Source organism: Paenibacillus rhizoplanae, assembly GCF_042684125.1.
Classification (GTDB): Bacteria; Bacillota; Bacilli; order Paenibacillales; family Paenibacillaceae; genus Paenibacillus_AQ; species Paenibacillus_AQ rhizoplanae.
In genome coordinates this window covers 68,229-89,271 of record NZ_JBHUKY010000021.1, presented here as the reverse complement: position 1 = coordinate 89,271, position 21,043 = coordinate 68,229, and the positions used below count along the sequence as shown (strand labels likewise).

Sequence of the window (21,043 nt, the reverse complement as noted above, 5' to 3'; positions counted from 1 at the left end):
GCATTCTGTATATGCGGTTATGGATCTACAACAGGTTCAGACATCCACTGAGCCGGTGTATACCACCTGGGCAGGACCGGTCATATAGACATGGTTGTCTTCCTCGTTCCATTCGATGAACAGATCGCCGCCCTTCAGGCTGATGACCGCCGAGCGGTCCGTCAATCCGTTCAGCACGGAGGAGACCAGAGTTGCGCAGGCACCTGTGCCACAAGCCAGGGTAGGACCGGCACCGCGTTCCCAGACGCGCATATCCACGTGCCCGCGGTTAACCACGGTGGCGAACTCCACATTTACTTTACGCGGGAAGAGCGGGTGAACCTCTAGCTTCGGCCCCCATGTGCCAAGATCGAAGGAGACCGCATCGTCCACATAAATGACCGCATGGGGATTGCCCATCGAGACTCCCGTGAAGTTGAACTCTGCTCCGTCCGCTTCAATCGGGTGGTTCAGCACAGGCTCAGCGTCGATGGCGACAGGAATCTGCAGTCCCGACAGGACCGGCTCGCCCATATCCACCGTTACGCTCTCCACGATGCCGTCCTTCACCTTCAGGGAGACCTTCTGTTCTCCGGCGCCAATCGTCTCAATGACAATCTGCTCCGATTCCACCAGACCCTGCTCATATACATATTTGGAGACGCAGCGGATCGCATTGCCGCATTGCTCAGCCTCGGAGCCGTCCGAATTCATGATGCGCATCATGTAATCGCCGCGCTGCGAAGGGAGAATGTACACCAGTCCGTCTGCGCCGATGCCGAAGAACCGGTTGCACAGCGTAACTGCCAGCTCCGGGGCATTGCCCGGCAGCTCATCCTCACCGAATACGATAATAAAATCATTGCCTAAACCGTGCATTTTGGTAAATTCCATTGTCAGGTCCACTCCTATAAGTAAAATCAGCTATTTTCACATTCTTGGTTGATCATAAACCAAGCTTCTCAGTGAAACCAGCATACCTTATAGGCGTGGATTGAGGCTATTGATTTTATGCTGAAAACTTTGTACTTTTTATCATCTGGCGTCCACCGCTGCGGCTGCGGTTCTTCTTGCCGCCCCAGACGCTGCCCGCTCCCATCAGGAAGGTCGGGATTCCGGCCATCACCAGCACCAGGCACCATTCACGGAAGCTGAGCGGAACGGTCTTGAACACCGGCTGAAGCACAGGGAGGTACATTACAGCCAGCATTAAGATGACAGAAGACAGGACGGCCAGCACCAGATATCTGTTCTGGAACGGATTCCGGTAGAAGACCGAGCGGGAGCTGCGGCAATCGAACACATGGATGAGCTGGGCCATAACAAGGGTGGCAAAAGCAACCGACTGCGCGCGAATTAATTGCTGCGCGTTGCCTGGATCAATCCGCAGCGTCAGCCAGAAGGCCGCCAAGGTACAGAGGCCGATCAGCAGTCCACGGCTGACAATCTTCCAGCCCAGCCGCCGGGCAAAAATGTTCTCCTTCGCCCCGCGTGGCTTGTGCTCCATCAGATCCTTCTCCGGCTGGTCTACCCCCAGTGCCATAGCAGGCAAGCCGTCGGTAACCAGATTGACCCACAGGATCTGGATCGGAACCAGCGGCAGCGGCAGCCCCAGCATCATGGCGAAGAACATGGTCAGAATCTCGCCGACATTGGAGGCTAGCAGGTAACGGATGAACTTGCGGATATTCTCATAGATATTCCGCCCTTCCTCAATCGCCGCCACAATCGTCGAGAAGTTATCGTCTCCAAGGATCAGGGCCGAAGCCTCCTTCGTGACATCCGTGCCGGTGATCCCCATCGAGATCCCGATATCGGCGGCCTTGATCGCGGGCGCATCGTTCACCCCATCGCCGGTCATCGCTACGACATGGCCGTGGCGCTGCAGCGACTTGACGATCCGCAGCTTATGCTCCGGTGATACCCGGGCGTAGACGAAGACGCTATCGGACACCTTATCCAGCGCATCATCGTCCATCCGGGTAAGCTGGCTGCCGGTCAGGACCGTGCCGCCGCGCTGCAGAATGCCGAGCTGATGGGCAATGGCCTCTGCGGTCGTACCATGGTCGCCGGTAATCATTACTGTCTTGATTCCGGCCCGGCGGGTGACGCTGATCGCATCGCGCACTTCTTTGCGCGGGGGATCAATCATTCCGGCCAGCCCTACGAAGACAAGCTGGCTCTCTGCTTCCTTCTCGCTCCCCGCGACCTCTCCGCTCCGCATGTCACGGTAAGCCATTCCGAGCACGCGCAGCGCACCTGAAGCCATCTTTTCATTGGCTTCCAGCACCTTCTGCCGCAAGGTCGGCGTGCAGGGAACAACACCACCATCCCACAGCATATAAGTGCAGCAATTCAGCAGCACATCGGGTGCGCCTTTGGTGCAGATCATCCGCCCGCCGGGATGATTCACAATGACCGACATCAGCTTACGCTCAGAATCGAATGGAAACTCCGTTTCCCGGGTATAGGTTACAGCAAGGGATTGGGCGGTCAGTCCCATTTTGGCGGACAAGGCCACCAGCGCTCCTTCGGTCGGATCGCCTTTCAGTTCCCATACAGGCTCCGCTTTCGCCCCTTTATCCGCATCGGCCCCTTTGCCTTTCTTTTTGCCGCGTGTCTCGGGGATGCTTTCATAGATCTCTGCGTTGCTGCAAAGTGCCCCCACCTGGAGCATGCGCCGGAGGCTCTGGTCGTTTTTCAGATCAACGGCCCTGCCCTTCTGCATTACATTCCCCACCGGAGCATATCCCTCTCCCGATACCTCGAACGTCCGCCCCGCATTCCACACCTGTGTGACTGTCATTTTGTTCTGGGTGAGCGTTCCCGTCTTATCCGAGCAGATTACGGAGGCGCAGCCCAGGGTCTCTACCGATGGCAGCTTGCGGACAATTGCCTTGCGCTTGATCATCCGCTGGACCCCCAGAGCGAGCGCAATCGTCACAATCGCGGGAAGGCCTTCGGGGATCGCCGCCACTGCCAGACTTACGCCTGCCAGGAACATCGCTGTCGCGGGCTGTCCATGTAGAATTCCTGCCAGAACCACGACAATGGTAAGCCCCAGCGAGACGTAGATCAGAATCTTGCCGAGCTGCTCCAGACGGTGCTGCAGCGGAGTCTCCTGTGATTCGGTATTCTGGATCAGATCGGCAATCTTGCCCATCTCGGTAGCCATACCCGTGCGGATGACGACTCCCCGGCCGGTCCCCCGGTTCACCATGGTACCCATGAAGCCGATGTTCTTCTGGTCGCCCAGCGGAATGTCTTCGGCATGAATGGCGGTGGCATGCTTGGAGACAGGAAGGGATTCCCCCGTCAGCGCCGACTCTTCGGCATAGATCCCGCTGCACTGCAGCCAGCGGATATCCGCCGGAATCCGGTCCCCGCTCTCCAGCAGGACAATATCTCCGGGAACCAGCATTTTGGCCGGGAGCACCTCCTGCTTCCCGCCGCGCAGCACCTTGGCGGTAGGTGCGGAGAGCTGCTTCAGCGCCCTCAGTGAACGCTCGGCGCGGAACTCCTGCACGAACCCGAGCACCCCGTTAAGCAGAATAATGGCAACAATCGTAATCGCGTCAAGATATTCGCCAAGTAGGCCGGATACCAGTGTCGCACCCATCAGCACCAGTACCATGAAATCCTTGAACTGATTGAGCAGCAGCGTAAAAGGTGATACCCTTTTGCCCTCAGACAGCTCATTGTACCCGCTCTCTTTGCGTCTTGCGGCGGCATCCTCGGCGTTCAGGCCCGTTCCCGGATGAACGCCGAACATCTCCTGCAGCTCCTCAGCACCGAGCCGGTGCCAGCTTTTTTGTTCCATGACTAATCTTTCCCCTCCCGGTCGTTTCTTGACTTCCGGCGGCACACAGCTTTTCCACCTGTTCATGTCCAAGTGTATTCATGGTCGTCCCAAAATATCACCGCCGGCGGCTTCCTTTTGCGCGAACCGGTGAAAGTGTGGCATCATAGAGGGAGTACTTTATTATTAGGCGACAGGAGAACTTTATCATGGCATTAGACGGCATTGTTACCCAAGCGATCGTGCATGAGCTTCAGCCCTTCATCGGTGCACGTATCGGCAAAATATATCAACCCAGCACACATGACCTCATCTTCACCCTGCGCGGTGCGGGCGGAGGCGGCAAGCTGCTGCTCTCGGCAAATCCGACATACCCCCGGCTGCACCTGACCGAGCGAAGCAGCATCAACCCGGCGGAAGCGCCGATGTTCTGCATGCTGATGCGCAAGCATTGTGAAGGCGGCACCATCGAGAGTATTACCCAGGTGGGCCTTGAACGGATTATTCATATCACCATCAGAACCCGGGATGAGCTCGGCGATGTCTCCGCCAAAAAAATCATCATTGAGCTGATGGGACGCCACAGCAACATCATTCTTACAGAGTTAGCCACGGGGACGATTATCGACGGCATTCATCATGTCACCCCATCGATCAGCAGCTACCGGGTGGTCATGCCGGGAACGGCCTATACCCAGCCGCCGCAGCAGCATAAGCTGAATCCCCTGCAGATCAGCCAACCCGATTTCCTCAACCTGATGACCTCGGCAGAGGAAGCGGCCCGCTACGCCGCCGAGCATCCGCAGGAGCCGGAGGAGGATATGATTGAGGGCGAGATCGCCGGACTGCTGGCCTCACTTGAGGCACCGCAGGCTGACGGCTCCGGCGGCCCTGCCCCTTCAGCGGATCCGTCCGGCTGGCTGGTCCATGCCTTCAGCGGCCTGAGTCCGCTGATCGCCGGAGAAATTCTCTACCGGTATAAGGAGATAGGCGGCGAAGCTGAGGATTACAGCAGCGTGCTGGATAAGCCTGAACAGCTATGGGAAGCTTTCCATTCCGTCATGGAGCCAGTCACGAAGCAGGAATTCGCTCCGGTCACCGGCTGGAATGCCAAGGGCAAGCCGGTCTTCTCCGCCATTCCACTGAGGCTGATGAGCGGCAATGTGAAGCATTACAGCTCCATTAGCCTGTGCCTGGAGGATTATTACGGGGACAAGGCGGAGAAGGACACCGTCAAGCAGCGGGTTAGCGACCTGATCCGCTTCCTCAGCAATGAGCGCAGCAAGAACATCAAGAAGCTGGCCAACCTGCAAAAGGATCTGAACGAAGCCGAGGATGCAGACCAGTTTCGGATTTGGGGCGAGCTGTTGTTCGCTTCCCTGCACACCGTGAACAAAGGCGACAAGGAAGCAAAACTAGTAAACTACTACGATGAGAATCAAGCGGAGATTACCGTTCCGCTTGACCCGCTGCTAAGTCCTACGGACAATGCCCAGCGGTATTTTAAGAAATATAACAAGTACAAGAACAGCCTGCGGGTGATCGGTGAGCAGGTCAAGAAGACGCACGAAGAGATCGCCTATATGGAGCTGCTGCTCCAGCAATTGGCCCACGCTTCACTGAATGACATTGAGGAGATCCGCGAGGAGCTGGTCAGCCAAGGCTATCTGCGCGACCGCAGCAAAAAAGGCAAAAAGAAAAAGAAAGTAACCAGACCCACGCTGCAGGTCTTCACTTCCTCTGAAGGGGTGGATATCTATGTCGGCAAAAACAATCTGCAAAACGAATATGTCACCAATCGGCTCGCCGCGCCGAACGATACCTGGCTGCATACCAAGGATATCCCTGGCTCGCACGTAGTAATCCGCAGTGAGGAATTCGGCGATGCCACCCTGGAGGAAGCCGCCCAGCTCGCCGCCTATTACAGCCAGGCCAAGCAATCCAGCAGCGTGCCGGTGGACTGCACTCTGATCCGTTACGTGCGCAAACCGAGCGGTGCCAAGCCGGGCTTCGTCATCTACGATCATCAGCAGACATTGTTCGTCACACCGGATGAAGAGCGGATCAAGCAGCTGCCAAATGTGCTGCGGAGTTAAGCTCAAGTTAGATGTGCAATCACATTACCCGAGCGAATTAGTGGAGTGGGCATGATGAGGCCACTTGGGTCAAATATGTGCGGAAAACCGAACACATTGCGCTCGCGCGTAGGTAATTGGTCAAATGCATGCTAAAAACCGAACACATCGCGCTCGCGTGAAGGTAATCGGCCAAATATGTGCGGAAAACCGAATACATTTGGCTGGTTTCCTCTTACTGATCATGCGCTTTACTAACAGTAAGGATTGCTCCTACCAAAAAACCTCCGTCCTGTAGCGCGTGCGCTAAGAGTCGGAGGTTTTTAGTGTCTTGTGTCTTGTGTCTTGTGTCTGGCGTTTTGTGTTTTTGTATCCTGCGCTCTTTGCTGTGTCCTGCTGTCAGCCTCTGGCAGCCTTAAGCTGCTCCAGCACAGCAGCAGGCACACTCACACTGCCGATATCCCCATGGAAAACAACGCCCTGCCGCGCACCATGAAAATCCGAGCCGCCGGTAACCCGCAGGCCGAATTCCGCTGCAAGTGCATGGTAGCGCTCATGCTCTGCCGGGCCATGGTCGGAATGATACACCTCGATACCGTCCAGATCACATTGCTCCACGATGCTGCGCACCAATTCGTCATCCCCGTAAATTCCCGGATGGGCAAGCACCGCCGCACCTCCTGCTTCACGAATCCACTCGCAGGCGGTCCCCGGTGTAATGCGCGGAGGCGAGACATAGGCCGCTGCACCTTCGCCCAGATACTTGTCGAAGGCAGCACGCATATCCACGGCTGCGCCCAGCCGGACCAGCTCATCCGCGATGTGCGGGCGGCCGATGCTCTCATCCGGCTTCAGCTCCCGGCCAAGCCCTGACACTACCTGCTCCAGGGTGATCGCAATACCCAGTCCGCGCAGCTTCTCCAGAATCGCTTCATTCCGCCCGAGCCGGGTATTTCGCTGCTCTTCCAGGCGGGACAGCAGCAGCTCCTGCTCCGTGTCGATGTAGTAACCGAGGACATGGATCTCTTTGCCGCCCTGCCGCGTACTGATCTCAACACCGGGAACCACAGTAATCCCGTACCGCTTGCCTGCTTCCAACGCTTCCGCTATCCCGCTGACTGTATCATGGTCAGTAATGGCTACTGCGGTCAATCCAGCCTCATAGCCAAGCCGTACATTCTCAGCCGGCGGCTGCATGCCGTCCGAGGCTTGAGTATGGGTGTGCAGATCACATCTGCCGGCTGTATCGGCAAGACCCGCCGTACCTAACGCAGCCTCAGATAAGCAACTATGACTTTTATGCTCTGTCATGGAATTCCTCCATTCTTTCAATTAGGTTTACACGCTTTCCTATACATATACGCAGTTGTTCCTATCCGCTACTGTCCGCCTGCATGCTGGCGCAGGAAGCTCAGGAAGGTAACCGCCGAGATTGGCAGCAAAGTCGATTTCAAATGAATGGCGTAGAATTGCCGTTTGAAGGAAGCATCCGTCAGATTAACAATTTTCAGCAGGCCGAGCGCCACTTCATGCTTGACCGAGGAGGTCGAGATGATCGTAATCCCCAGCCCCGCCTCAACCGCCGACTTCACCGCCCCGGTACTGCCCAGCTCCATCACAATCTGCATCGCCGCAGGGTCAAGTCCATTAGCCTCCAACTGCTCCTCCATCACCCGCCGTGTGCCCGAGCCGCGTTCACGCAGCACGAATGGATAGGCGAGCGCCTGCGCCAGCGTCACTTCCGCCTGAACGGCCAGCGGATGCTCCCCGGGAACGATCAGCTTCAGCTCATCGCCCATGACCGGTTCAATCACCATGTCCGGGTGGGAGACCGGCGCTTCAATCAGCCCGAAATTCAGCTGATGCTTGTGAATCTCATCCATAATCTGTGAAGTGTTCATCACCTTCATCATAATCGAGATATTCGGATATTCCTTGCCGAAAGGCCCCAGCAGGCGGGGAAGCACATATTCGCCGATGGTCAGGCTGGCTCCAAGCATCAGGCGGCCCTCCAGCATGTGGGTGAAGGCTGACATCGCCTGATCCGTCTCGCGCATCAGCTGCATGCTGCGCACCGCGAACGGCATCAGCGTGAGGCCGGCCTCGGTGAGTATGATTTTTTTGGTGGAACGGTCGAACAGCTTGGTTCCAAAATAGTCCTCAAGCGCCTGAATCTGCATCGTCACCGCAGGCTGGGTCATATGCAGAGTCTGCGCCGCCGCCGAGAAGCTGCCCCGTTCGGACACGGTATAGAAAATATGAAGCTGATGAAAATTCATACGTTACTGACTCCTTCGCTAATCCGGATTTCAAGCAAAAAGGCACGCAGCCCTAAGCCGCATGCCTCCCTCGTTCAAAGTACCTTACTTGCGCCTGCGGCGTTTCTTGGACAGCTTCATGCGCCGGGTATGGCGCAGCCAGGAATAGTACCTTTTGAGATCCCGGAGCTGCGGAGTCACCGATATTTTGCCCAGAAAAGACACGATTACCATGACATACAGCGGCTCTCCGGAGAGGGTCGTTACGCCCTCAAGCTGCCTGAAATCAACCACAATCACCGTATCATTGTCGATCAGATAGGCATTATAATCACTGTTCGAGTAAGGCTTCAGCCGGTTCTGCTTCAGGGCCTGCCAGATCCAGGCGGTCACCTCCACTTTCCCGCTATCCTCAGCAGCTACCCGGTCCGCATAACGGCTCTTCGCATGCCGGGTCAGGACGATGTCAGCAATCCCGTAGTTATTCAGCATGATGTGGAAGGGCTCGTACACCCCCCACCAGTCCATCCCCTTGCCCTGCATAGTCATCACACTCCACGTAAAAAGGGTCTTGGCATGCTCTTATTGTTGTCAATCTTACCGCATTGACGACCGTTGTTCAAGCATACCGCCATCCCCGGGAGTCCGGCAGGGCGAAACCTCAGCTGCCCGTCCAGTAAACACTGATATCGCTGTCATCGACGTAGCTGCTGCCTCTGATCATTTTGCAGCTTTTTTTGAAGCGGGCCGCCTCTACAGACAGCTGTTCAATGGAAGCAAACCGGCGGCTGCGGTTCGTAACCACGGCAATCGAGATCGAGACCAGCGGTATCTCCTCCAGTTGTCCCGAACGACTCTCGGTCAGCACATATTTCTGAGCCAGATGCCCGGCATGATAGAAATCTTTAACCGCCGTATCGAACGCCGCGATGATGCTTCTACAGCATTCCTCGTAGTGATAATCGCTGATAAAAATAATAAAATCATCCCCGCCGATATGTCCCAGGAATCCGTTCATCCGCAGCGCCTCATGCTTCAGCAGCTCCGCAGTGGCCTGAATCATCCGGTCGCCTTCCTTGAACCCGTAGGTGTCGTTGTACGCCTTGAAGTGGTCAAGATCGATGTAGAGTACGCTGAATTCATCCTGCAACAGCGTCTTCACCATCCACTCGGTAATGCTGATATTCCCCGGCAGCCCCGTTAACGGATTCAGGAAGCTGGCAGCCACCGCCTGAATTTCCGCGAAATTAAGCAGCAGATCCCGTACGCTAACCGCGCCGAACAGAGCCTTCTCATGAGTCACGATCACATAGTCGTACAGATTCTCGTCCTGCCTCGACATCGCCTGCCTGCTTACCTCGATAATCGGGATGTTATAGTCCACCACCAGCGGATTTTTGTCCATCACCAGCTCTACAGGTCTGCCCATATAGAGGGTATACCCGTACAGAGTGCCTATTTTCTGATAAAAGCTGATCCTCATAATCAATCCGGCGGTACGCCCATTTTCCGTTACGGCTACGCCTTGGAGCTGGGAATTGCTTTTAAAAATCTGGTCCACAAACCCGCATTTATGATGAATCGAAATATCCGGGATTTGTTCAGCGATTTCACCGATCTGAAGAAACATGCTTCCACCCTCCCTTGACTGGATACTGGAGCACATGGGACGGAAATGCGCCACGCTCAGGCCGATGAGCCGGTCTCCCAAGCGCATAGCCTTGACCATATTCCACACCCGCCATCTGTAAAAAATGAAGCTCCGGCGCAGTCTCAATCCCCTCGGCTATCACCCGGGTGGAGGAGCGGTCGGCATATTCCCTGACCAGCCCGAGCAGCTCCTGTTGCTCCCTGCTGGTATGGATTCCCCGGATCAGGGACTTGTCCAGCTTGATGAATTCCGGCTTCAGATAGACCAGCGTCTTGAGGCTGTTGTAGCCGGAGCCGGCATCATCCACAGCAATGCGAAAGCCCTGCTCGCGGTAATGGGACAGCACTTTTTCGAAGCGGATATAATCCTGTACCGCCTGACGTTCCGTCAGCTCGAAGACGATCCGCTCTGGCGCAAGCCCCAGCTCCTTCAGATAGGCCACTGTCTCTCCGCTCTTGTAGCGGGGATCATACAGTACACCGGGCTGCACATTCACGAACAGCAGCTCTCCGTTCCCGGCCTCTGCTTCCGGCAGCCGCTCCACGTACCGGGACAGCGACATTCTCCGGCAGTACTGCTCGAAGCGGAACATCTGATCCGTCCGTCCGGCAAAATCATAAAAATGCTCCGTGCTCGGAAACTGCGGCGAAGCGGGCGGCCGGTTCAGCGCCTCATGTCCCAGCGTCTCCCCGCTCCTTAAATGCAGAATCGGCTGAAAGTAGGTATTCAGCAATTCATGCTCCATAATATCCAGCAGCACAGATAATCTGCCCAGCTCCTGAACCTCATCCCTGAATCTCCCGCTCATATACCGTAGATATTGCGGCAGGGCCGCAAGCTTGCGGGACAGGGTCCCAGTCTTATTCATCTAATCCCCCGTATGTTTGTCTTCGTGAATTCAATAACGCTCTCCTCAGCATAGATTGGAATTATTAAGCAGGGATAAACTTCGGGACGGGGCAATGCCTTCTGCGCATTTTTTTCACATTAACGACTTATTTCGACAATGCTCCGGCCCGGTTAATCGCATACAGCACAGGGATTGCCGCCCCAATGAGGATCATCCCCATGAATGCCGGTGCGGCCGGTCCCAGTGATACATAGAGCTGTCCTCCAATCAGCGGCCCGATCATTCTCGCCAGTGCCTGAATCGATTGGCTGCCCCCTTGAACCCGTCCCTGCTCGCCCGCTGCGGCAGATTTGGACAGCATTCCGTTGAACGAAGGCCCGAAGACCGAATCGCCGAAGCCGAAGATAAACATCCCCGCGATAAAAAGAGGATAGAAGGCGAACAAGGCAGAAAGTGCAAACAGCGCGTAGCCCGCAATTTCCGAGAACATTCCGAGGAGGGCTATTTGTCTATCAGTGTATCTTTTTAAAAGCTTCGGCATAATGAATCCTTGGGACAGGATATCCTGCAAGCCCATGATGGAGAACATCAGTCCGATGATAACCGGCTTCCAGCTGAAATTATCCAACGTGAACTGTGAAAAAATAGCCTGGAAGGATCCATTCGGTATCCACAGCAGGAATGCGGAGATAAACAGCCTGTTGAGGTTCTTCATGGACAGCAGATTCGCAAGCTGCGAGAAGGGATTCAGTCTGACTAAGGGGATTACCTTCAGTCTCTTACTTTTCTCCAGACTCTCCGGCATGAACAGGAAGCCATAACCCACGTTCAGTAAGGTTACGGCTGCGCCAACATACATGGGCACCGAATACCCGAACTTGGCCAGCAGCCCGCCCATCGACGGACCGATAATAGTCCCGGCCCCTACCACCGCACTCACCCAGCCAAAGTACTTGGTCCGCTGCTCCGGCGGAAGAATGTCTGCAAAATAAGCGAAGATTGTACCGATGCTCCCGCCTGTAATTCCTTCGATGATCCGCCCGGCGAACAGCACCCATAAAGCCCCTCCAAGGCCAAATATGAAGTACCCGGCAGCAGAACCCAGCAAGCATAGCAGAAGCAGAGGACGGCGGCCGTATTTATCGCTTAGTGCACCAAGTACAGGAGCCGCACAGAACAGGCAGGCCGCATATGCTGAAGTCAGCAGGGTAACCATTACCGCTTGTTTTCCCGGATCGCTGATGTAAGGCTGGACCAGGAACGGGACTACGGGAGCTATGATACTGAAGCCTATTCCGCATAAAAATACTGAGATTAGTCCGAATATGAGCGCGTGCTTATCTACTTTAGGTTCTGAAGGTTGATCTTGATTGTGCGCGGTTCTGGATGTGGACATGCATCTTCTCTCCTTAGAATTTATGATTTGTTTCCTAAGAAACAATATCACTGTAACACAATTTTGATTCCAAGGAAACAAAATAATAAGCATAAAAAAACACCCTGCCGGGTGAAGGTAGCTCTGCCTGAAATATTCTGCCTGAAGTATATAGGGGAAATTAATCTTCTTCCGAGCTGTTCTCCAGCTCCTGCTTCTTAATCTCTTCATCCAAATGCCTATTGTAGTTCTCCATGAAGCTGAGCATACCGGCATACTGACTGTCGGTCACCTGCTCAAACACAGCTCTATCCCGCTCCCGGAACTCCTGGTGCAATTCGTCATGGATCTGATATACAGCCTTCCCTTGACGGGTAAGCCTGAAATAGATTTCCTTCTGATTCTCCGGCTTCTGGTAGCTCTCGATAAGCCCCTTGTGCAGGAGCTTCCGTGTAATCTTGCTTATAGCCCCTCTGGTCATGTACAAGGCCTCTGCAAGCTTGGTCACGTTGGCGTCTGCATGTCGTCCGATGTATTCAATACAGTGCACCTCAGAGGGTTTATTGCCCTTAAGACTGGTCTCCATCTTCGACTTGTTCAGCCAGCTCATCTTATTAAATAATTCCCGGAAAGCGGTTAAAACCTGTTCCTCTTTGTTCATTGCTGGTCCCCCTCAAGTGGAAACGGCTGTGCCGTCCTTGTAAAGGACGGTACCGTTTCGGCGAGAAATAGAAGGATAATGTATAGCGTGAAACCTATACGCTCTTATATTTCTAAAAAAACAGACGCCAGCGGCGCCTGTCTAAATAACCATTATCCCTGAACTACAGACCGTAATACTTGGACTTGTCCGGTCCGTTGCTGGTATACTCCGTCTTCAGTTCATTGCGGTACGAACGCTCAATCTTGCGCACATAAGAAAGTCTGCGGACATTCTTCATGACTTCCTCAGCGCGCTCCGCATTGACGTACATTACCGCATAGTGCATTTTACGGGAAACGTAGTGCAGTGTGCCGTACTTCTCCAGGTTGCGCGCCGCCTTAACGTCGCTAACCCATACGATATAACCTGTCCGTTCCGCAAACATAAGCTCATCCGCCTCTCTTTCTCTATCTCCTCATGGGTCAGCTTATCCGCAGGAGCATTTGCCGCCGCTGCCGCATCCGCCCTTGGGGGACGGATCATTGCTGGGAACCTTGATGCTGTCAGAGACCGAGAACGCGATCGCCTCAGACATGGAATGAAGAATATCATCCAGCGTCTTCTCCGCATTCTTGAACCGGACCACCGCTTCGAATTGCTCCAGCTCCCGCTCTACGGCATCCACCTCATCCTTGGCCGAGTGATAGTTCGGGTGAAAATGACCAAACCGCTGTGTCTCGTCAAACAGCTCCTTCTTGCCTTGCAGCCGCTTGATCATGGCCTGGATTTCGGGATGGGTATCCACCTGTCCCTTCCAGTATAGGTAATCCGACACTTCTGCGGATTGATTAATCATATCGCCTAATTCATAGGCGTATGTCAGCACTTCGGCCATATCAACCGTATTTAATTCCGCTACGCTCATGAACTTCAACTCTTTTCTGCATTTAATGTTCTACCGCAGCGATAGACTACCTTATCATAACATATCCGCCCGCCCCAGCAGAAGAAGAATTTCTGGCTTTTAGCGGATGCAGCAGCTGAATTTCCTGCCAGTCCTCCGCTGCAAGCTCAATCTCCTCTGCCGTCTCCGTTCCCGGAAGCAGCAGAATGCCCCTTACCTTCCATGGACGTCCGCTGATCCGCTCAGGAATGAAGTCTGCCGCCTTGCCCCCGTAGGAGAGCCGGACCTTGATTCCCCAGCTTAGGGCCTGCTCCATTACCTTTTGCGCTGTGGTGATATGATACTGCCTCCACTGATTGAACCACATCTGCGGCACGGCCTCCTCACCCGGCAGCTCCAGCATCGGGGGGCCGCCTCTATCCAGCGGCAGGAGCTTCGGGGACGGTCCCGTTCCCAGCAGGCCCCGTTCCCCGGCTGCGGCAGGAAGCTCGTAACGCTGCGCTGACCCGGACGGTTCGAACAGCTGAGGATGGGGAACAGGCCCGTTCAGATCCCCATCCTTTACGGACGGCGTCAGACCGGCGGCTGCAAGCTCCTTGCGCAGCTGTACGGCAGCCTCCGGCCGGACGATGAAGTGGAGCGGGCCGATCCGGGTAACGATGTCCTGCAGCCGGGGATGGGCGGCAATATCCTCGCCCTCCTGCTCTCCGGCACAGGACAGCAGAAGAACCTCCGCCAGCTCGGTCCGTCCAATCGCTCTGGCCCACTGGCGGAGCGCCAGCTCGACCTGTTCCGGCAATCCTCCGGCGGCATGGGCGTTCAGCCAGGAGATCACTTCACCCGGAGCGCGGCCCTGGTCCGCTGCGGCTTCGAGCCGCTCCCGCGTCAGCCGGAAGCTCCAGAGATCCTCGTGATGCAGCAGCTCCGCACACCCGGCCAAGGTCCAGCGGACTGTATACGGGACCTCCGGCGGTACCAGCACCTCGAAATCCGGCTGAATAATGAAGCCGGGGGCTGCTGAAGCCGGGGCTTGCGGCAGCGGGCTGCTTGCGGCTTCAGCTTCAGCGGGTCTTTGCGGGCTGAGGACGGTATCTGGAGCTTCGGAGGTGCTGTCTAGGATTGCTTGATTGCTGGCGGATGTGCTTTGGGTACGGCTGGTTGTTTCTGGGCCACTGTCCGCTTCCTCTGCCCCCGCTTGATTCTGCGGGGTTATTCCTAGGCTATACCTGGTCAACTGCGGCTTCAATGTCTTCCAGCGGAAGCACGCCTCCCCTTCCGCTGAAGACCCCAGCTCACACCAGCCAAAAGCGGCCAGAAGGCGAATCCAGGCAAGTGCAGCCTGATTAAGGGCTGGGGCTGGGGCTGAGGCTGTCTCTGCCGCCCCCGGCACAAGCTGCTCCCCGGCAAGACCACTCTGTCTCATCCAGCTTAGAACAGGCGCTACTGCAAACCACTCGTCCGGCCTAAACTCCGCTGCCGAGAGCAACTGTCTGAAATGCTGCTCTTCAGGCAGCGGGGCACCGTAACGGCTGATTACCAAGGTGTAAAGTGTATCCGTCATCTCCTGTGCGGTGAGAGCCAGCCAGCGTTGCAGCAGCGGTCTGTCTAACCCATATCCGCTGCTGTCGCGGGCAATTAGCCCCAGTACGCTCAGCAGATCAATCATTATCGCAACTGGCAGCGGATAGCTCTGCCGACCGGAAGAGGACTGGATGAGGCTCAGATGATCCTCCGGCATGGACAGTAGTCCGGCTAACCGGCTGAGCTGCTTCTTATGTATCACTCCCTTAGACGTCAAGGGCAGGCCTTCCTGTGCTATGAACAGTAGCCCTTGAAATATCTCCCCTGCCAGTTCTGAACAAGCCGCATGCTCAACCCGGACTGCTCCCTCCACCTGCACCTGGGGGCAGCCTGCCCAGAAGCTCCGCAGGATCAAGGGATACTGCTGCTGCGGAATCTGATACAACCGCTCGCCCCACACCTTCTGCCGCAGTTCCAGCATCCCTGTGAGAAGCAGTTCCTCCAGGGCCAGCACCTGCTCCGCCCGGCACAGGAAGTCAGGCCGCAGCCGCTCTACAGAATCCGCTGAACATGGTGAAGCCGCATGCTCTGCCGCTATCCGCAGCAGCACTTCACAGGCATCCGCAGACAGCTTGCAAATATCATCTGTAAGTTCCAGTCTCATCACAGAACAGCTCCTTCCGCCGGGTCGAGCATTCGTACCCCGTATTCATAGCCTTGCTCCGTAAGGAACATCCGGCGGTGCAGGGCGAAATCCTGCTCCCGGCTGTCTCCCGTGACCAGAGTGTAGAAATACGCCCGGTTATCCCCGGGTTTCGGGCGAAGGATACGGCCCAGCCGCTGAGCTTCTTCCTGCCGGGAGCCAAAGGCGCCGGATACCTCAATTGCCACCGAGGCATCCGGCAAATTCACAGCAAAGTTCGCCACCTTGGAGACGATTAGCACCGGCAGCTTGCCTTCATTGAAAGCAGCGTAGAGCGCGTTCCGTTCCTTTTGCGGAGTCTTGCCCGTGATCAGCGGGGCCGCAAGCGCAAGCGCCATCTGCTCCAGCTGGTCGAGGTACTGGCCGATCACTAGAATCGACGCTGCGGGATGTGCCGCAGCAATCTGCGCTGCGGCCTGCGCCTTGGCCTGATTGCCTGCCGCCAGCCGGAACTGCTCCTTCGCTCCGGCATACATATACTGCTGCCGCAGCTTCTGGTTCATCGGAACGATGACCTCGATGCAATCGACAGCTGCAATCCATCCCTGCCGCTCCAGCACCTTCCAGGGCAGGTCGTAGCATCTCGGGCCGATCAGAGAGAACACATCCCCCTCCCGACCGTCCTCCCGGACCAGCGTTGCTGTCAGCCCCAGCCGCCGCGTAGCCTGAATATCTGCAGTCGCCCGGAAGACAGGCGCCGGAAGCAGATGGACCTCGTCATAGATAATCAGCCCCCAATTCCGTTCATGGAACAGATTCATATGGATAAACGGCCCTCCCTTGGAGCGCCTGTGGGTCAGCATCTGATAGGTCGCAACGGTTACAGGCCGCACTTCCCGGTGTTCTCCTGTGTATTCCCCGACCTCATCTGCACTCAGTGTGGTCCGCTGCAGTAGCTCCCCGCGCCACTGTTCTACAGAAGTCGTGCTCGAAGTCAGGATCAGTGTCTCGCACTGCAGCTGCTCTAATACTGCAAGACCGACAACTGTTTTGCCTGCCCCACAGGGCAGCACGGCTACACCGCTGCCGCCGTGTCCGCTGGTCCCCTGAAATTGGCGGACCGCTTCCCGTTGATAATCCCGGAGCCTGAATTCGGCGCTGCTCTCTTCGCCATTCCCCCCCAAAGACTCCCGCCAGGCTAACTTCAGCTTCTGCCCGTCCCGGTACCCGGCATAGTCAAGAACAGGATAGCCCAGTCTGGTCAGCTCCTGCTTCAGTAGACCCCGGTTCATCTTCGGACAATGACTATGTAGCTCCCCGGCCCGGCGCAGGCCCAGCTCCTTCAGCTCCTGAGAGTCATCCAGTTCATCCAGCAGACTCGCCCGGTCAGCGGTTAACGAAACAACCTGCGGATCACTTTCATCCGCATGCAGGTGCAAGCTTCCGTAACGGGACATCAGCAGCTCCATCTCCCCCTCCACTTCGTAAGGAATACCCCACCTGGACAGCCTGCGCAGTCCTTCAATGACCTCTGCTGCAGTCTGTCCCCCGGCAGCGGCGTTCCATAGAGACAACGGCGTGATCCGGTAAGTGTGGTAGGCTGGAGGACTTTTGACAAGCTCGGCGAATCCGCTTAGAACCGCCCGCGCCTCCTCAAATCCCGGATGTCCGCATTCCAGCAGAATCGTCCGGTCGTTCCGTGTAATACATGGACACTCCCCTGCTCCGTTCATCCATTTCCCTCCTTGTGTGTGAAACGAAAAAGCCCACCTCCGCTAACGGATATGAGCCATTCGTCATTCTATTAATGCAGCTGCTGCCGCTGTGAGATTTCGTGGAGCGCCTCCGCAGCCTCATCTGCGAACATTCGCTTTGCTGCCAAATCGCCTAACGAGACTACTCCGATCAGCTTCTTACCCTGCGTCACGGGAAGGCGCCGGATCTGTGCAGAAGCCATCAGCTCTGCTGCTTCCTCCACGGAGGCGGACTCCTGAACGGAGACGACCTCCCGGCTCATGACTGTCTCCACAGCTGTGGAGCCGGGATGCTTGGCCGCATACCCCCGGATGACCAGATCGCGGTCCGTAATCACACCAATTAGCGTTGCCCCGTCAGCCGAATCTACCACAGGAATGAAGCCTGTCCCGCTATCTCTCATAGCGACGGCAACCTCATAGATATTGTCCAGCAGAGTAACCGACACCGGATGCGCGGTCATCACTTCTTTGACTGTCTTCAAGAACGAACCCTCCTGTCCACGTTACCATGGCATTTGAGAGTAGTTTTTCCTGGAGCGGTAACATTTATACGGATAATGAGTCATTCAGACAGGAGTCGGCCATACCGACCAGCAGCTTCACGCCATAGAGCATGGCATCCTCATCGAAATCAAATTTGCTGTGATGATGCGGATAGACGGCATCCTTGGCCGCATTGCCCGCGCCCACGAAGATGAAGCAGCCAGGAATCTCCTGAACATAATAAGAGAAGTCCTCCGCCGGCATAATTTTCTCCATCAGCATCACATGGGCATCAGTACCCAGCGCTTCAGGAGCCACATGGGCGAAGCGCTCATATTCAGCAATGTCATTCACCAGCGGCGGATACCCCATCAGATAATCCACCTTCGCCTCTGTGCCATAGGCTGCGGCCACGGAAACCGCCATCTCTTCGATTCTGCGGCGGATCAGATGCCGCGTCTCTTCATCGAATGCCCGCACCGTTCCCGTAATCCGGCAGCGCTCGGCAATGATATTCTGGGCAGAACCGCCTTGAATTGTTCCCACGCTGACCACAGCAGGACGCAGCGGATCAACGTTGCGGCTGACAATCGTCTGCAGTCCAGTGACCAGTGCAGCACCGGCCACAATGCTGTCTGCTGTGCGGTGGGGCATGCCGCCGTGTCCGCCACGGCCGATCAGATCAATGAAGAACTCATCGGCGGAAGCCATTAGCGGCCCCGGCGCACTGCCTACCGTCCCGAGCGGGAACGGCGTCCACAGATGCAATCCGTAGACGGCGTCTGCACCCGCAAGCACGCCTTCCGCAATCATGCCCACTGCACCGCCGGGACAGACCTCTTCCGCCGGCTGGAACAGAAAGCGGATCTCCCCCTTTAGATCTTCCCGGCGGGAGCTGTAATACGCTGCCGCAGCCAGCAGCATGGCGGTATGCCCGTCATGACCACAGGCATGCATCACCCCGGGCTGTTGTGAAGCATATTCCCGGCCGCTCTCCTCCGTAATATTCAGCGCATCCATATCTGCACGCAGGACTACCGTTCTTCCAGTCTCCCGGCCTTTAAGTATACCTGTCAGTCCATAGCCCGCTGCGCTCGACTTGATCTCAATCCCCAGCTCAGTGAGCCTTGCCCTAACATAGGCAGAGGTCTCCTTCTCCTGATAGGACAGCTCCGGATGACGGTGCAGATGGCGGCGCCATTTGACCATTTCCGGGAGCAGCTCCTCGATTTCTAACCTCTCCATTATTCTCCATTCCCTTCTCAGGCAGCATCCTGCGGATAAGCCTGCGGAGCGAGCGCTTCACCTCTGCTCACTCCGCAGCCTGCCAACTTTCTTTTATTGTAGCAGAAACGCAAAAAAGTGGGTATTAATCAGCCCGTTCTACCTTGCACAACCCCGGGAAACAGACTATCATGAGGAAGAACAATAGCAAATTTTAATTACAAATGAATCATTATACTTCATTAAGGGGAGTTGTGCGCTATGATATTTGAGAACACTGGCCTCGAAGGATTGAAGAGCGACCTTCTTTATCTCGACGAGAGTGCAACCAAGGCAGGATTCATCAGATGGCAATGGGAATACTACCGCGCGACTTATGACTGCAAGATAGAAGACCACAAGGATGGCGGCGAATACTTCCTGCGCATTAATACCCGTGCTGTGGAAGGGAAGCTGGAGAAGTCAGATGCGGTGCTGGCGATTGAAGCCGTCTATCTGGGCAAAACAACGTTTCCCCATGGACTGGAATATGAATCTCCAGTGCCTCAGCCGGTGCTAGATACCGCCCGGAAGCATATTGATGAATTGAAAGCGCTGCTGGGAGCTTGAGTACGGCCAAGGGAAAAACGGCTGCCAAAGCCCGCCCGCCCAAAAGAGGAACGCCCGATTTCCAGTTACTTATTCTCACCCTGCTGTTCGTGGGCTTCGGCCTGCTTATGGTGTTCAGCTCCAGCTCCAGCTTAACCCTTGCCAGCGAGAAATACAGCAATAATGCCTTTTTCTTCGTAAAAAAACAACTGATCTGGGCTGTGCTGGGCAGCTTCATCATGTTCGTGGTAATGAATATCCACTACAGCAAATTCAAGAAATGGTATGCCCCGATCTTCGTGATTACACTCGTCCTGCTGCTGTTCGTAGCAACCACCGAGGGGATTAACGGCGCCAAGAGCTGGATGAGTATCGGAACCCTTGGGATTCAGCCTACCGAGCTGGCCAAGATCTCCATCATTCTCTATCTGGCTGCCCTGATCACCAAAAAAGGCGAACGCCTGCGCGATTTGCGGACAGGGTATATCCCGGTCATGATTATCGTCGGCATCGTAGCTGGACTGATTATGCTCCAGCCGGACTTCGGCTCCTGTATGATTCTTGTCGCAACCAGCGGACTGATCATCTATGCCGGCGGCGCCAGTATGAAGCACATTATGGGCTCGATTGGCCTACTGATTCTGGGCGTGGCTCTCGTCTGGGGAGCCAAGACCGCCATTGACTCCCTGTCGCCGCACACCGAGAAGGCAGAGATTAGGCAAGATTACCGTCAGGGCCGTATTGAAGCCTTCCTTGATCCGGAGAAAGATGCCTCGGGCAACGGCTATCATATCATGCAATCCCTGATCGCCATTGGCGAAGGAGGCACACAAGGCTCCGGGTTCGGCCAGAGCATCCAGAAGCTGCATTATCTGCCTTATCCGTATACCGACTTTATCTTCTCCGTAATCGGCGAGGAGCTGGGTTTTGTGGGGACCGCCCTGTTTCTCCTGCTCTATCTCTATTTTATCTGGAGAGGCATTCTGATTTCACTGCGGTGTACCGATCCCTTCGGCACCCTGGTCGGTATCGGAATCATGGGGCTCATCGCCATTCAGGCCTTCATCAACATCGGCGGTGTCACTAATACGATCCCGATGACCGGGGTCACCTTGCCCTTCATCAGCTACGGCGGCTCCTCCCTGCTCGTCACCATGCTCTGCATGGGGATCATGCTCAGCATCTCACGGGAGACCAACCGTCCTGCCAAGGAGGAAGTCGTGAAGTCTGTGACTACCGTCAGACAGGTGCGCAACAACAGAAGTGCCGGCACCCGTGCACGCTAAGAGGCTA

Annotated in this window: 18 protein-coding genes; 3 read left to right on the top strand and 15 right to left on the bottom strand. The window is 55.8% G+C overall.

From position 1 onward, the window contains the following. Positions 1–36 precede the first annotated feature (36 nt). A complete protein-coding gene (gene dapF / locus ACFSX3_RS10625; RefSeq protein ID WP_209985448.1) occupies positions 37–873 on the bottom strand; it encodes a diaminopimelate epimerase in 837 nt (278 codons plus the stop codon). Between the two features lie 115 nt (positions 874–988). After that, complete coding sequence (locus ACFSX3_RS10620) at positions 989–3,799, bottom strand: calcium-translocating P-type ATPase, SERCA-type (RefSeq protein ID WP_209985445.1); 2,811 nt, start codon at positions 3,797–3,799, stop codon at positions 989–991. A gap of 188 nt (positions 3,800–3,987) precedes the next feature. Between ACFSX3_RS10620 and ACFSX3_RS10615 the strand changes: the two genes are divergently transcribed. Continuing rightward, complete coding sequence (locus tag ACFSX3_RS10615) at positions 3,988–5,874, top strand: Rqc2 family fibronectin-binding protein (protein WP_209985443.1); 1,887 nt, start codon at positions 3,988–3,990, stop codon at positions 5,872–5,874. A 378-nt stretch (positions 5,875–6,252) separates the two neighbouring features. On the opposite strand, the gene ACFSX3_RS10610 is transcribed toward ACFSX3_RS10615, so the two are convergent. From ACFSX3_RS10610 to ACFSX3_RS10550, 13 genes are all read right to left on the bottom strand, one after another. Next, positions 6,253–7,164 (bottom strand): PHP domain-containing protein, encoded by a 912-nt coding sequence (locus tag ACFSX3_RS10610; RefSeq protein ID WP_209985440.1) that lies wholly within the window; start codon positions 7,162–7,164, stop codon positions 6,253–6,255. Positions 7,165–7,232: 68 nt separating this feature from the next. After that, entirely contained in the window at positions 7,233–8,132 is a 900-nt protein-coding gene (locus ACFSX3_RS10605) for a selenium metabolism-associated LysR family transcriptional regulator (RefSeq protein ID WP_209985436.1), read from the bottom strand. An 84-nt stretch (positions 8,133–8,216) separates the two neighbouring features. Then, entirely contained in the window at positions 8,217–8,654 is a 438-nt protein-coding gene (locus ACFSX3_RS10600) for a hypothetical protein (RefSeq protein WP_209986352.1), read from the bottom strand. A 118-nt stretch (positions 8,655–8,772) separates the two neighbouring features. Then, the gene (locus ACFSX3_RS10595; RefSeq protein ID WP_209985433.1) at positions 8,773–9,741 is read right to left on the bottom strand and encodes a GGDEF domain-containing protein; all 969 of its coding nucleotides are present in this window, start codon (positions 9,739–9,741) and stop codon (positions 8,773–8,775) included. Then, the gene (locus tag ACFSX3_RS10590; RefSeq protein ID WP_209985430.1) at positions 9,722–10,630 is read right to left on the bottom strand and encodes an EAL domain-containing protein; all 909 of its coding nucleotides are present in this window, start codon (positions 10,628–10,630) and stop codon (positions 9,722–9,724) included. Before ACFSX3_RS10590 ends, ACFSX3_RS10595 begins: the two co-directional genes overlap by 20 nt. A gap of 127 nt (positions 10,631–10,757) precedes the next feature. Further along, a complete protein-coding gene (locus ACFSX3_RS10585; protein ID WP_209985427.1) occupies positions 10,758–12,008 on the bottom strand; it encodes an MFS transporter in 1,251 nt (416 codons plus the stop codon). A gap of 160 nt (positions 12,009–12,168) precedes the next feature. Further along, positions 12,169–12,648 (bottom strand): MarR family transcriptional regulator, encoded by a 480-nt coding sequence (locus ACFSX3_RS10580; protein WP_209985424.1) that lies wholly within the window; start codon positions 12,646–12,648, stop codon positions 12,169–12,171. Between the two features lie 163 nt (positions 12,649–12,811). After that, the gene (locus ACFSX3_RS10575; RefSeq protein WP_036694997.1) at positions 12,812–13,075 is read right to left on the bottom strand and encodes a YlbG family protein; all 264 of its coding nucleotides are present in this window, start codon (positions 13,073–13,075) and stop codon (positions 12,812–12,814) included. A gap of 42 nt (positions 13,076–13,117) precedes the next feature. Further along, positions 13,118–13,555, bottom strand: a complete 438-nt coding sequence (locus ACFSX3_RS10570) for a YlbF family regulator (RefSeq protein WP_209985421.1) — start codon at positions 13,553–13,555, stop codon at positions 13,118–13,120. Between the two features lie 46 nt (positions 13,556–13,601). Further along, on the bottom strand, positions 13,602–15,719 hold the full coding sequence (locus ACFSX3_RS10565; RefSeq protein WP_209985419.1) for a helicase-associated domain-containing protein: 2,118 nt from the start codon (positions 15,717–15,719) through the stop codon (positions 13,602–13,604). Further along, the gene (locus ACFSX3_RS10560; protein ID WP_209985416.1) at positions 15,719–17,431 is read right to left on the bottom strand and encodes a DNA repair helicase XPB; all 1,713 of its coding nucleotides are present in this window, start codon (positions 17,429–17,431) and stop codon (positions 15,719–15,721) included. The genes ACFSX3_RS10565 and ACFSX3_RS10560 overlap by 1 nt, the downstream gene beginning before the upstream one ends. Before the next feature lie 71 nt (positions 17,432–17,502). Next, the gene (locus ACFSX3_RS10555; protein ID WP_209985412.1) at positions 17,503–17,937 is read right to left on the bottom strand and encodes a CBS domain-containing protein; all 435 of its coding nucleotides are present in this window, start codon (positions 17,935–17,937) and stop codon (positions 17,503–17,505) included. Between the two features lie 64 nt (positions 17,938–18,001). Further along, a complete protein-coding gene (locus ACFSX3_RS10550; RefSeq protein ID WP_209985409.1) occupies positions 18,002–19,183 on the bottom strand; it encodes an amidohydrolase in 1,182 nt (393 codons plus the stop codon). A 240-nt stretch (positions 19,184–19,423) separates the two neighbouring features. On the opposite strand from ACFSX3_RS10550, the gene ACFSX3_RS10545 reads away from it, so the two are divergent. Continuing rightward, the gene (locus tag ACFSX3_RS10545) at positions 19,424–19,771 is read left to right on the top strand and encodes a YugN family protein (RefSeq protein WP_209985406.1); all 348 of its coding nucleotides are present in this window, start codon (positions 19,424–19,426) and stop codon (positions 19,769–19,771) included. Continuing rightward, positions 19,768–21,036: a putative lipid II flippase FtsW gene (gene ftsW / locus ACFSX3_RS10540; RefSeq protein WP_209985403.1), complete on the top strand. Its 1,269-nt coding sequence runs from the start codon at positions 19,768–19,770 to the stop codon at positions 21,034–21,036. The genes ACFSX3_RS10545 and ftsW overlap by 4 nt, the downstream gene beginning before the upstream one ends. Positions 21,037–21,043 lie beyond the last annotated feature (7 nt).